General features: G+C 72.8%; 12 protein-coding genes. 10 read left to right on the top strand and 2 right to left on the bottom strand.

Going from position 1 to position 12,745, the window contains the following annotated elements:
* The first annotated feature begins 6 nt into the window (after window positions 1-6).
* The 4 genes from Q5530_RS05440 to murQ all read left to right on the top strand — a co-directional run bounded on the left by Q5530_RS05440 (window position 7) and on the right by murQ (window position 4,852).
* Complete coding sequence (locus tag Q5530_RS05440; protein WP_415361084.1) at window positions 7-1,266, top strand: exo-beta-N-acetylmuramidase NamZ domain-containing protein; 1,260 nt, start codon at window positions 7-9, stop codon at window positions 1,264-1,266.
* An 11-nt stretch (window positions 1,267-1,277) separates the two neighbouring features.
* Window positions 1,278-2,924: a serine hydrolase domain-containing protein gene (locus Q5530_RS05435; RefSeq protein ID WP_415361083.1), complete on the top strand. Its 1,647-nt coding sequence runs from the start codon at window positions 1,278-1,280 to the stop codon at window positions 2,922-2,924.
* 78 nt (window positions 2,925-3,002) lie between these two features.
* Complete coding sequence (locus Q5530_RS05430; RefSeq protein ID WP_380632258.1) at window positions 3,003-3,920, top strand: MurR/RpiR family transcriptional regulator; 918 nt, start codon at window positions 3,003-3,005, stop codon at window positions 3,918-3,920.
* Window positions 3,917-4,852, top strand: coding sequence for an N-acetylmuramic acid 6-phosphate etherase (gene murQ, locus Q5530_RS05425; protein ID WP_415361082.1), 936 nt, complete (start codon window positions 3,917-3,919; stop codon window positions 4,850-4,852). The genes Q5530_RS05430 and murQ overlap by 4 nt, the downstream gene beginning before the upstream one ends.
* Here the strand turns inward: murQ and Q5530_RS05420 are convergent.
* Window positions 4,821-5,270 carry an Lrp/AsnC family transcriptional regulator gene (locus Q5530_RS05420; protein ID WP_415361081.1) on the bottom strand — a complete coding sequence of 150 codons (450 nt, stop codon included), beginning with the start codon at window positions 5,268-5,270 and terminating at the stop codon, window positions 4,821-4,823. The two genes, murQ and Q5530_RS05420, sit on opposite strands and share 32 nt — an antisense overlap.
* Before the next feature lie 107 nt (window positions 5,271-5,377).
* On the opposite strand from Q5530_RS05420, the gene Q5530_RS05415 reads away from it, so the two are divergent.
* Window positions 5,378-6,193: a tryptophan 2,3-dioxygenase gene (locus Q5530_RS05415; RefSeq protein WP_415361080.1), complete on the top strand. Its 816-nt coding sequence runs from the start codon at window positions 5,378-5,380 to the stop codon at window positions 6,191-6,193.
* The gene (gene kynU / locus Q5530_RS05410) at window positions 6,190-7,311 is read left to right on the top strand and encodes a kynureninase (protein ID WP_415361079.1); all 1,122 of its coding nucleotides are present in this window, start codon (window positions 6,190-6,192) and stop codon (window positions 7,309-7,311) included. Before Q5530_RS05415 ends, kynU begins: the two co-directional genes overlap by 4 nt.
* 214 nt (window positions 7,312-7,525) lie before the next feature.
* Here kynU and Q5530_RS05405 read toward each other — a convergent pair whose 3' ends face one another.
* Window positions 7,526-8,251, bottom strand: coding sequence for an oxidoreductase (locus tag Q5530_RS05405; RefSeq protein ID WP_415361078.1), 726 nt, complete (start codon window positions 8,249-8,251; stop codon window positions 7,526-7,528).
* A gap of 91 nt (window positions 8,252-8,342) precedes the next feature.
* Here Q5530_RS05405 and Q5530_RS05400 point away from each other — a divergent pair, with 91 nt between their 5' ends.
* The 4 genes from Q5530_RS05400 to Q5530_RS05385 all read left to right on the top strand — a co-directional run bounded on the left by Q5530_RS05400 (window position 8,343) and on the right by Q5530_RS05385 (window position 12,693).
* Window positions 8,343-8,912, top strand: a complete 570-nt coding sequence (locus tag Q5530_RS05400; RefSeq protein WP_415361077.1) for a GNAT family N-acetyltransferase — start codon at window positions 8,343-8,345, stop codon at window positions 8,910-8,912.
* A 202-nt stretch (window positions 8,913-9,114) separates the two neighbouring features.
* Complete coding sequence (gene acs, locus Q5530_RS05395; RefSeq protein WP_415361076.1) at window positions 9,115-11,091, top strand: acetate--CoA ligase; 1,977 nt, start codon at window positions 9,115-9,117, stop codon at window positions 11,089-11,091.
* 184 nt (window positions 11,092-11,275) lie between these two features.
* Entirely contained in the window at window positions 11,276-11,752 is a 477-nt protein-coding gene (locus tag Q5530_RS05390; protein WP_415361075.1) for a phage holin family protein, read from the top strand.
* 5 nt (window positions 11,753-11,757) lie between these two features.
* Complete coding sequence (locus Q5530_RS05385) at window positions 11,758-12,693, top strand: alpha/beta fold hydrolase (protein ID WP_380632274.1); 936 nt, start codon at window positions 11,758-11,760, stop codon at window positions 12,691-12,693.
* The last annotated feature ends 52 nt before the right edge of the window (window positions 12,694-12,745 follow it).

The following is a 12,745-nucleotide window of genomic DNA, read 5'->3' as shown; positions in this document are numbered from 1 at the left end:
GTCCGGGTGGACCGCAGGCACTTCCTCGTCGCCGGGGCCGGCGCGCTCGCCGTGCCCGCCCTGTCCGCACCCGCGCCGGCGGGCGCGGAGGACCACCGCGGGCCGAGCCGCCCGCGCCGGGTCGAGACCGGCGCGGAGCAGCTGGCCGCGCGGGGGTGGGACCGGTTCGCGGGCCGCCGGGTCGGCGTGGTCACCAACCCGACCGGCGTGCTCCGCGACCACACCCACGTCGTCGACTCCATGGTCGCCGCCGGTCGCCCGCCCGTCGCCGCGTTCGGCCCGGAGCACGGCTTCCGCGGCACCGCCCAGGCGGGCAGTTCGGAGGGCGACTACCGGGACCCGCGCACCGGCATCCCGGTCTACGACGCGTACGGCGCGAACGCCACCAAGCTCGCCGGCATGTTCACCAAGGCGGGCGTGGACACGGTCGTGTTCGACATCGCGGACGTGGGCGCGCGCTTCTACACCTACATCTGGTCCATGTACACGGCCATGCAGGCCGCCGCGGCCACCGGCGCCGAGTTCGTCGTGCTCGACCGCCCCAACCCGGTCGGCGGCACGTCCCGCGGTCCCCAGCTCGACCCCGCGCACGCCACGGGAGTCGGTCGCAAGCCCGTCGTCCAGCAGCACGGCCTGACCGTGGGCGAGCTGGCGCTGCTGTTCAACGCCGAGTTCCTGCCCGACGACGGCGGTCGCGTGGAGCGCCTGGACGTCGTGGAGGTGCGGGGCTGGCGGCGCGACGACCTGGACACCGGCCTCCCGTGGGTCCCACCGAGCCCGAACGTGCCCACGCGCGACACGGCGCTGGTCTACCCGGGCACGTGCCTGTTCGAGGGCCTGGTGTTCTCCGAGGGCCGCGGCACCACGCGCCCGTTCGAGACCATCGGCGCGCCGGGCCTGGACTGGCGGTGGGCCGAGGACCTGAACGCGCTGGGGCTGCCCGGCGTCCGGTTCCGCGAGGCGTACTTCACGCCGACCTTCCACAAGTTCGCCAACCAGCTGTGCGGCGGGGTGGCCCTGCACCTCACCGACCCGAGCCGGTTCGACGCGCCCCGCACCGCCGTGGCCATGATCGTCGCGGCCAAGGCCCGCTACCCCGACCGGTTCGGGTGGCGGCCGGACAACTGGATCGACAAGCTCAGCGGCTCCGACCGGCTGCGCCGCATGGTCGACGCGGGCGCGGGCACCGACGAGGTGGTCGGGGCCTGGCAGGACGAGCTGGCCGCGTTCGAGCGCACCCGAAGGCCCCACCTGCGCTACCGGTAGATGGAGGAGCGATGCGCGTCCCCGCCCTGCTGATCGCCACCACCCTGCTGACCGGCGTGCCCGCGCACGCCGCCGGGGGTCGCGAGGCCCGGTTCGACCGACCGCACGAGGGGTGGTCGAACAGCGTGCTGCGATCGGGTACCCCGGAGCGCGTGGGACTCGACCCGGCACCCCTGGACGAAGCGTTGGCGCAGGTGGAGCGCTACACGCAGGCCGACGCGAGCGGCCACCCGCTGTTCTCGGGCGCGGTCACGCTGTACGCGCACGAGGGCGCCGTGGTCACCCACGAGCCGACGGGCTGGGCGGTCCGCTACGCCGACGCCACCACCGAGCTGCCCGAGGACCAGCGGGTGCCGATGACCCGCGACACGATCTTCGACCTCGCGTCGATCTCGAAGCTGTTCACCTCGATCGTGGTCATGCGCCAGCACGAACGGGGGAAGTTCGAGCTGGACGACCCGGTCGCCCGCCACCTGCCGGAGTTCGGCGTCAACGGCAAGGAGGCCGTCACCGTCCGGCAGCTGCTCACGCACACGTCGGGCCTGGTGGCGTGGCTGCCGCTGTGGTCGCAGTACCCGGACGTGCCGTCCCGGCTCAAGGCCGTGATGGACACCAGGCCGGTCAACCCGCCCGGCACGAGGTACGTCTACTCCGACCTCAACCTGATCACGCTCGGCCTGCTGGCCGAGAAGTGGTCGGGCAGGGGGCTGGCTGACCTGGTCCGCGAGGGCATCACCGCGCCGCTGGGCCTGCGGGACACCGGCTACAACCCTCCCGCGAGCAAGCTCGACCGCATCGCCGCCACCGAGCACCAGGCCGGCCGGGGCGTGGTCAGGGGCGTGGTGCACGACGAGAACGCGTGGTCGCTGGGCGGCGTCGCGGGCCACGCGGGCGTGTTCTCCACGGCGCGCGAGCTGGCCGTGCTCGGCCAGGCGATCCTCAACGGCGGGCACCACGCGGGCAGGCGGATCCTGCGCGAGGAGACCGTCGAGCTGATGCTCACCGACTTCAACCAGGGCTTCCCCGGCAACTCCCACGGCCTGGGCTTCGAGCTGGACCAGCGCTGGTACATGGGCGCGCTGACCTCGCCGCGGGCCGCCGGGCACACCGGGTTCACCGGCACCACGCTCGTGCTCGACCCGCTGTCCCGGTCGATGGCGATCCTGCTGACCAACCGCGTGCACCCGACCCGCGACTGGGGCTCGATCAACCCGGCCCGGCGCGTCGTGGCCGACGGCCTGGCGCGGGCGCTGGCCGTGTCGCCGCGGCGCGGCACCGCGTGGACGCCGGAGGCCGACGGCGCCGTGCTGGCCACCCGCGACCTCGCGCGGCAGGCCGGTGAGCAGCGGTTGTCGTTCTCCGCGTTCGTCGACCTCGATCCCGGGGACCGGGTTGTCGTGGAGGCGACTAACGACGGCGCCACTTGGCGCGATGTCCAGGTGTTGGCCGGTTACGGGCAGCGGCGGTGGCAGCGGGTCGAGGTGGTGACCGAGGCGGCGCTGAGCTACCGCTGGCGGTACGCCCGGGGCACGGGTTACGGCGGTCGCGGCGTGTACGTGGACGCCGTGCGCGTCACCGACCAACACGGTGTGTTGCTAGACGCGGAGCGGGAACCCGCCGGACTTCACTCCGTTGGGTGGCGAGTCGCGGACCGGTAGTCACCCAAGGTCACGGTTTGGGGTGTTATGGGCCCACTCTCCGTTGACCGTTCCTTGAATGGTTAGTAAGTTTCCCACGTGTCCACCGAGAACACCGCCGAGGCCAGTCCCCTGGTGACCATCCGCTCCCTCCTGCCGGGCCTGGCCCGCGCGGAGCAGCGGGTCGCCAAGGTGGTGCTGGAGAACCCGGCGACCGTCGCCCACCGCAGCATCACCGAGGTCGCCGAGGCCGCGGGCACCAGCGAGACCACGGTGACCCGGTTCTGCAAGGCCATCGGCGTCGGGGGCTACCCGGAGCTGCGCATCGCGCTGGCCGCCGACACCGCGCGCACGGCCGCGCGCACCGACCGGGACCTCGGCGGTGACATCGGGCCGGCCGACGACCTGCGGCAGGTCGTGGGCAAGGTGGCGTTCGCCGACGCGCGGGCCGTCGAGGAGACCGCCGAGCAGCTGAACGTCGAGACGCTCCAGGCGGTCGTCAACGCGGTCGCGGGCGCCCGGCGGGTCGACGTGTACGGCTTCGGGGCCAGCGCGTTCGTCGCCTTCGACCTCCAGCAGAAACTTCACCGGATCGGGCGAACCTGTTTCGCCTGGAACGACACGCACATCGCGCTCACCTCCGCGGCCGTGCTGACCGGCGACGACGTCGCGGTGGGCATCTCGCACACCGGCTCCACCTCGGAGACCGTGGAGGCCCTGCGGGTCGCCCGCGACCACGGCGCGACCACCGTGGCGCTGACCAACTTCCCGCGCTCGCCGATCAGCGAGGTCTCCGACCACGTGCTCACCACGGCCGCGCGCGAGACCACGTTCCGCTCCGGCGCCATGGCCAGCCGGATCGCGCAGCTCACCGTGATCGACTGCCTGTTCATCGGCGTCGCGCAGCTGCACGTGGACAGCGCCAAGACCGCCCTGGAGGCGACCTACCACGCGGTGTCCGGGCACCGCCTGGGCGCCCGGCCGGACGGCAGGCGCCGACGGGAGACCGGTAAATGACGCCGCCCCGGCACGACGTCGCGGTCCGCGTGGACTCCCCGACCGAGGCCCGCAACCCCAGGACCGGCGACATCGACCGGCTCTCCACGCTGGAGGTCCTGCGCCTGATCAACACCGAGGACCACCTGGTCCCGGACGCCGTGGCGGCCGTGCTGCCCGAGCTGGCGCGGGCCGCCGACCTGGCCGTGGTGGCGCTGCGCGCGGGCGGGCGGGTGCACTACGTGGGCGCGGGCACGTCCGGCCGGCTCGCCACCCTCGACGCGGCCGAGCTGGTGCCGACGTTCAACTCGCCGCCGGACTGGTTCGTCGCCCACCACGCGGGCGGGCGGGAAGCCCTGGTGCACGCCGTGGAGGACGTGGAGGACCAGGCGACCAGCGGCGCGGCCGAGATCCGGCAGCACGCCGCGCCCGGCGACGTCGTGCTGGGCGTGACCGCGTCCGGCCGCACCCCGTTCGTGCTGGCGGCGCTGGCGGAGGCCCGGCTGCTGGGCGCCAGCACGGTGCTGGTGTCGAACAACCCGTCCGCGCCCGCGCCGGTCGACGTGGACGTGCTGATCGCGGTCGACACCGGTCCCGAGGCGATCGCGGGCTCCACCCGGATGAAGGCGGGCAGCTCGCAGAAGCTGGTGCTGACCTCGTTCTCCACCGCGGTGATGGTCCGCCTGGGGCGCACCTACTCGAACCTGATGGTGTCCATGCGCGCCACCAACGCCAAGCTGCGCGGCCGGACCGTGCGCATCCTGCGCGAGGCGACCGGGCTGCCGGAGCACGAGTGCACCACCGCGCTGACCGACGCGGGCGGCGACCTGAAGGTGGCCCTGGTGCACCTGCTGTCCGGCGCGCCCGCGGCCCAGGCGGCCGAGGCGCTGGAGATCACCCAGGGGCACGTCCGGCAGGCGCTCAGCCGGCTGTCACCGGGCGCCACGGGATAGGCGTCGACAGCACCATCGCGCTGGACGTCTCGCCGTAGCCGCCCAACCGCACGAGCAGCCGCTCCAGCTCGCTGACCGAGGTGGTCACCACCTTGACCACCGAGCAGATGTCGCCGGTCAGCCGCACCACCTCGACCACCTCGGGGCAGTCGTCCAGCAGCTCCGGGTGCACCGTGATGCACCGCGGCCCGTAGCACTTCATCCGCACCAGGGCGACCACCGAGCGGCCGACCGCCGTCGGGTCGACCGCGGCCCGGTAGCCGGTGATGACGCCCGCGTTCTCCAGCCGCCGGACGCGCTGCGCGACCGTGGGCGGCGAGACGTGCACGCGCCGGGCCAGCTCGTTGTACGACAGTCGCGCGTCCTGCTGGAGGGCTTCCAGCAGGGCCCAGTCCACGCGGTCAAGCTCGATGTTCACGAACCGAAAGCTACCGGCCCCACGGGTTCACGGACGCAAGAAGATGGCTGGTCGACAACGTGCGTTGCCCATTCAGTTCACCCTTTCGTCCACCCATCATTGGGTTCATGACTTGTCCCGTCTCACCCAAGCTCGACTTCGGCGGCACGACGCCCTACGAGGACTACGTGCACGCCTCCGTGCTGCACGGCCTGCAACGGCAGTGGTCCGACGACCCGCGCGAGATGTCGTTCCTGGTGATCACGCAGGTCATGGAGCTGTACTTCGGCCTGCTGTGCTTCGAGTGGCGGCAGGCGCAGAAGGAGCTGCGGGCCGACGACCTGCGGGCCGCCGTGCGCACCCTGCGCCGCAGCGAACTGCACATGCAGGCGTTGAACGCGGCGTGGCGGCCGATCGCGCGGATGACCCCGGCGGAGTTCAACTCGTTCCGCGACGCGCTCGGCGAGGGTTCCGGCTTCCAGTCCGGGCGCTACCGCGAGGTGGAGTTCCTGCTCGGCGAGAAGTCCCGCTCGATGCTGGGGCCGCACCGGGCCGTGCCGGCGCAGCACGACGCGCTGGAGGCGCTGCTGCACGAGCCGAGCCTGTACGACGACGTGCTCGCCGCGCTCCAGCGGCAGGGCCTGCCGATCCCCGACGAGGTGCTCAAGCGCGACCTCAGCCAGGCGTACGAGCCGAGCGACGCCGTGGAGGGGGTGTGGGCCGACGTCTACCGCGGCGGTTCCCGCGACCTGCTCGAACTGGGCGAGGCGCTGACCGACATCGCCGAGGAGTTCGCCCGCTGGCGCTACGACCACCTGCTGGCCACGCGGCGCTCGATGGGCGCGAAGGCCGGCACCGGCGGCTCGGCGGGGGTCGCGTGGCTGGAGAAGCGCACGCGGCGCTCGGTGTTCCCGGAGCTGTGGACCGCGAGGAGCTACGTGTGATCGACCCGTTGGCGCACGTCCGCGAGCTGTTCGACCTGGACGACGACGTCGTCTACCTCGACGGCAACTCCCTGGGGGCGCCGCCGAGGAACGTGGCCGCGCGGGTGCAGGAGGTGGTGCGGGAGCAGTGGGGCAGGCGGCTCATCCGCAGCTGGTCCGAGGGCTGGTGGGAGGCGCCGGAGCGGGTCGGCAACCGGATCGGGCGGCTGATCGGCGCCGGACCCGGGCAGGTGGTGGTCGCCGACTCGACCAGCGTGAACCTGTTCAAGGCGCTCATGGCGGCGGTGCGCAACACCGACCGGTCGGAGATCGTGGTGGACGCCGGGACGTTCCCGACCGACGGGTACGTGGCGCGGTCGGTGGCCGAGCTGACCGGGTTGGCGCTGCGGCCCGCGCCGCCGGAGGAGTTGGACCTGCGCGACACCACGGCGGTCGTGCTGCTCAACCACGTCGACTACCGGACCGGGCGGCTGCTGGACATGGCGGAGCTGACCCGGCAGGCGCACGCGGTGGGCGCGAAGGTGGTGTGGGACCTGTGCCACAGCGCGGGCGTGCTGCCGATCGAGCTGGACGCGCTGGGCGTGGACCTCGCGGTCGGCTGCACGTACAAGTTCCTCAACGGCGGGCCGGGGTCGCCGGCGTTCATCTACGTGCCGAAGCACGGGCAGGCCGGGTTCGAGCAGCCGCTGACCGGGTGGACCGGGCACGAGGTGCCGTTCGCGATGGACCCGGAGTACCGGCCCGACCCAGGCGTGTCCCGGGCGCGCGTCGGCACCCCCGACATCATCTCGATGCTCGCCCTGGATGCCGCGCTGGACGTGTGGGACCACGTGTCCCTGACCGACGTCCGCGCCAAGGGCCTCGCGCTGACCGCCCGCTTCCGCGACCTGGTGGAGCCCTTGCCCGGCGTCGAGGTGATCACCCCGGCCGACGAGTGGCGGGGCCACCAGGTCTCGCTGCGCCACCCCGAGGCCCTGCGCCTCGTGGACGAGCTCGTCGAGCACGGGGTCATCGGGGACCACCGGCCGCCCGACGTGCTCCGCTTCGGCTTCGCCCCGCTCTACAACACCTTCGACGAGGCCGAACGAGCCGCCACCACCCTGGCGAAACTCCTCTGACCCGCGCGAGTCGTACGTTCAGGACGACCGTGTCGTACCTCCAGGACCCCCGAGTTCTACGTTCAAGTACCCCCGAAAGGGCGCGAACGTGGAACTCGGGGGTCCTGAGCGTTCGACACGGTGGTCGCGAGTGTTCGACTCGCGCGGTCTGAACGTGTAGTTCGGGGGGTCTGGACGTACGACTCGCGCGGGCTGGAGGTACGACTCGCGCGGGTCAGGGGGTGGCGGCGTCGGCGATGCCGCGGGCCTCGCGGGCGCCGGACTGGAGGGTCTGGCAGCAGAAGAGGACCCACTGGGTGATGCCCTCGGGGGTGCCGGTGGAGAAGGCGTGCAGGGCGGTGTCGTAGTCGGTGCGGCGGCGCAGGCACAGGACCTCGGGGACGCCCAGGGACTTGGGGTCCAGGCCCGTCGAGATCGACGTCAGGCGGGCGGCGGCGCGGGCGACCACGCCGTTGGCGGTGGCGAAGGGCGACAGCGCCATCAGCTCGCCGTGGACGACGGCCACCAGCAGCGGGCCGGGGACCGACGTGCCGCCGGTGACCAGGTGGGCCAGCAGGTCCAGGCGCTCGGCGACGCCCGGCACGAGGCGCGGGCGGCCGGGGTCGGGGTCCAGGTCGGCGGCGGCCAGCACGTGCAGCCTGGCCAGGGCCTGGAGGGGCGCGCGCTGCCACGTCGGCAGGAGCACGCCCAGCGCCTCGGCCACGCGCAGGGAGCCGGCCAGCACCGGGTCGGTCACCTCGCCGTCGGCCGGGATCTCGGTGGGGCCGCCGTCGACGGCCGCCGACGCGCGGGCGGCCCGCACGGACGCCTCGGCCGCGGTGGTCGCCCAGCCGCGCAGGTTCACGCGGTGCCGGTGCACCTGGAACACGGCGTCGCGCGCCGAGGCGACGGCCTCGGGCACACCGGGCAGGTCCAGCAGCGGGGCGAGCGGGTCGGTCACGGCACCGAACACTACCCGTCGGTAAGTGGTCTCTTGAAAGACGTTGGGATTGGCCATTACGGATAGCCACTTCCGGGACTAGCTTCGGGGTATGACCTGGTACGACCGTCCTCTCCTCATCGGGGACCACGTCCGCCTGGAGCCCCTGGACCTCCACCACGTGGAGGGCCTGCACGCGGCCGGCCGGGACCCGGACACCTGGACCTGGATGAACACGCCGCAGCCGAGGGACCTCGACGACACCCGCGCCTACGTCGAGCGCGCCCTGGCCGACCCCGACCGCCTCGCCTGGGCCCAGGTCGACCCGCGCACGGGCGAGGTCGCGGGCACCACCTCCTACTACGAGATCGACCCGCGGCACCGCGGCCTCTACATCGGCCACACCTGGATCGGCACCCGCTGGCAGCGCACCGCGCTGAACACCAACGCCAAGTTCCTCCTGCTCCGGCGCGCGTTCGAGGAGCTCGGCGCGCACCGCGTCGGCTGGCACACCGACCTGCGCAACGAGCGCTCCCAGCGCGCCGTCGAACGCCTGGGCGCGACCCGCGAGGGCGTCCTGCGCGTGCACCGGGTCCGGCCGGACGGGACGTTGCGCGACACGGTCGTGTACTCGATGACCGCCGAGGAGTGGCCCTCGCTGAAGGCCCGCCTCACCGCGTGACCAGGCTCACGCCACGTGCCGTTTGTCGCAACTTTGGTGTCGTTCGTCGGGAACACCATGGTCAGGGGCCTCCGAGCGGGTTACACAGTTACCCACGCGTTTCGGAGACCACCGAAATTGGTCTGAACCTTTTGGGTGCGCAGTGAGCTGGATCGCACTACGGTCGGTGCGCACCCCACGGATTCAGGAGGTACGCCCCGCCATGACAGAGCCGCACGCCGCCCTGGACAACCTGCTGACGGAGAACAGGACGTTCCCGCCGAGCGAGGAGTTCGCCGCGCAGGCCAACGCCACCGCCGAGCTGTACGACCGGGCGAACGCCGACCGCGAGGCGTTCTGGGCGGAGCAGGCCGGGCGGCTGTCGTGGGCCGGCGGGTGGGACCAGGTGCTCGACTGGTCCGAGGCCCCGTTCGCCCGGTGGTTCGTCGGCGGCAAGCTCAACGTCGCCTACAACTGCGTCGACCGGCACGTCGAGTCCGGCCACGGCGACCAGGTCGCCATCCACTGGGAGGGCGAGCCCGGCGACAGCCGCGCCATCACCTACGCCGAGCTCCAGCGCGAGGTCTCCAGGGCCGCCAACGCGCTGACCGAGCTGGGCGTGGGCGCCGAGGACCGGGTCGCCATCTACATGCCGATGGTCCCCGAGGCGATCTTCTCCATGCTCGCCTGCGCCCGCCTCGGCGCGCTGCACAGCGTGGTGTTCGGCGGCTTCTCCGCCGAGGCGCTGCGCACCCGCATCGAGGACTCGCGGGCCAAGCTGGTGATCACCACCGACGGCCAGTACCGGCGCGGCAAGCCGGCCCCGCTCAAGCCCGCCGTGGACGAGGCCGTGGCCAAGGCCGGCAGCGTCGAGCACGTGCTCGTGGTCAAGCGCACGGACACCGAGGTCGAGTGGACCGAGGGCCGCGACGTGTGGTGGCACGACGTGGTCGACCGCCAGTCCGACCGGCACACCCCCGAGGCGTTCGACGCCGAGCACCCGCTGTTCATCCTCTACACCTCGGGCACCACGGGCCGGCCGAAGGGCATCCTGCACACCTCGGGCGGCTACCTGGTCCAGTCGTCGTACACGCACCACGCCGTGTTCGACCTCAAGCCCGACACCGACGTCTACTGGTGCACCGCCGACATCGGCTGGGTCACCGGGCACACCTACATCGTCTACGGCCCGCTCTCCAACCGCGTCACGCAGGTCGTCTACGAGGGCACCCCGAACACCCCGCACGAGGGCCGGCACTGGGAGATCATCCAGAAGTACGGCGTGTCGATCTACTACACCGCGCCCACCCTGATCCGCACCTTCATGAAGTGGGGCGCGGACATCCCGGCCAAGTACGACCTGTCCAGCCTGCGCGTGCTCGGCAGCGTCGGCGAGCCGATCAACCCCGAGGCGTGGATCTGGTACCGGGAGAACATCGGCGCGGGCACGACGCCGGTCGTCGACACCTGGTGGCAGACCGAGACCGGCTCGATCATGATCTCCCCGCTGCCCGGCGCGACCTCCACCAAGCCCGGCTCGGCGCAGCGCCCGCTGCCCGGCATCTCGGCGAAGGTCGTGGACGACCAGGGGGTCGAGGTCGCCAAGGGCGGTGGCGGCTACCTGGTGCTCGACGAGCCGTGGCCGTCGATGCTGCGCGGCATCTGGGGCGACGAGGAGCGCTACCGCGACACCTACTGGTCCCGGTTCGGCGAGCAGGGCTTCTACTTCGCGGGCGACGGCGCCAAGTACGACGCGGACGGCGACATCTGGCTGCTCGGCCGGGTGGACGACGTGATGAACGTGTCCGGGCACCGCATCTCCACCACCGAGGTCGAGTCCGCGCTGGTCTCGCACCCGACCGTGGCCGAGGCGGCGGTCGTCGGCGCGACCGACGCGACCACCGGCCAGGGCATCGTGGCGTTCGTGATCCTGCGCGGCGGCGTGGCCGAGGGCTCCGACGGCGCGGAGGCGATCAAGGCGCTGCGCGAGCACGTGGCCAAGGAGATCGGGCCGATCGCCAAGCCCCGGCAGATCATGGTCGTGCCGGAGCTGCCGAAGACCCGCTCGGGCAAGATCATGCGCCGGCTGCTGCGCGACGTGGCCGAGAACCGGCAGATCGGCGACGTCACCACGCTGGCCGACTCGTCCGTCATGGACCTCATCTCCAGCGGCCTGAAGTCCGGGGCCTCGGAGGACTGAGCACGAGGTGACGCGAGGGGGGCGCTCCCGGTCCGGGGGCGCCCCCCTCGCCCGCGCCGGGGTGGTTCCCGGTGAGCCCGCTCGTCCGCCGCAGCCGCGCACACCGGCGCGCCGACGCGCCGACGCCGGGAAGTGATCCGCCGGTCGAGCGGCCTCGACCGCCCGTGCATGGCACGATGGCGCGGTGACCAGCGCTCGGGAGAACACCAACGGCAGCGGGCTGCCACCTGTCCCGTCGATCCCGTTGACCGCGGAGAGCCCGGCGACGATCGCGCACGAGACCTCCATCGGCGGTCTCGTGCGCGATGCGACCGCCCACCTGTCCACCCTGGTCAGGGCGGAGGTCGAACTCGCCAAGTCCGAGGTCGCGGGTGAGATCAAGAAGGGCGTGAAGGGCAGCGTCTACTTCATCGTCGCGCTGACGGTGCTGCTGTTCAGCTCGTTCTTCGCGTTCATGGCCCTCGCGTTCTTCTTCACCGACGCGTTCGACTGGCCCACCTCGTTCTCGTTCCTGGTGACGTTCCTGCTGATGCTGCTGGTGGCGGGCGGGTTCGCGTTCCTCGGCGTGCGCAAGGTGCGGAAGCTGCGCGCGCCGCAGCGGACCATCGACTCGGCCAGGGACACCGTCGCCGCCATCCGGCACCGCGGCGAGAGCCGCTGACGGCCGTGCCGCCACCCGACCCGTCGAGTTCGCGGGTACCCGGCCCCTGGGCGCACCGGGACGTGTCCGCGAACGGCATCCGCCTGCACGTGGCGGAGCTGGGCGACGGGCCGCTGGTGCTGCTGCTGCACGGGTTCCCCGAGTTCTGGTGGACGTGGCGGCACCAGCTGCCCGCCCTGGCCGAGGCCGGGTACCGGGCGGTGGCCGTGGACCTGCGCGGCTACGGCGACTCGGACAAGCCGCCGCGCGGCTACGACGGGTTCACCCTCGCCGGCGACGTCGCCGGGCTGGTCAAGGCCCTCGGCGCGACGCGGGCGCACCTGGTCGGGCACGCGTGGGGCGGGATGCTGGCCTGGACGGTCGGCGCGATGCACCCCCGCCTGGTCTCCTCGGTGACCGCGGTGGCCGCGCCGCACCCGCTGGCCCTGCGCCGGGCGATCCGCCGCCACCCCCGCCGCCAGGGGCGCGCCAGCGCGCACGTGTTCCGCTTCCAGCTGCCGCTGCTGCCCGAGCGCGGGCTGACCAGGGACGGCGCCGCAGCGGTCGGCGGCCTGTTCACCGCCTGGTCCGGTCCGAAGTGGACGGCGTCGCCGGAGTTCGACGAGGTGGTGCGGCGCAACCGCGGGGCGGTCCTGGTGCCGGGGGTCGCGCACAGCGCCCTGGAGTACTACCGCTGGGCCGTGCGCTCGCAGCTGCGCAGCGACGGCCGCCGCTTCGCCGAGGCCATCGACCGCCGGCTGGAGGTGCCGGTGCTCCAGGTCCACGGCGCGCTCGACCCGGTGGTGCTGGAGTCGACGGCGACCGCGTCGGGCCAGTGGGCGGGGCCGAACTCGGCGCTGCACGTGCTGCCGGGGGTCGGGCACTTCCCGCACCAGGAGTCGCCGCGCACCACGACGAAGCTGATCAGCGAGTTCCTGGGGTCCGGTCCGGGCCCCGCCTGAACGCACGGGGGCCTGGTGACGAGGACCTGGTCCGAGGGGGCCGGGCTACGAG

Origin of the sequence: Saccharothrix sp. BKS2, from assembly GCF_047689505.1 — a bacterium.
Taxonomy (GTDB): Bacteria; Actinomycetota; Actinomycetes; order Mycobacteriales; family Pseudonocardiaceae; genus Actinosynnema; species Actinosynnema lopnurensis.
This window is presented reverse-complemented; position numbering and strand designations above follow the sequence as displayed.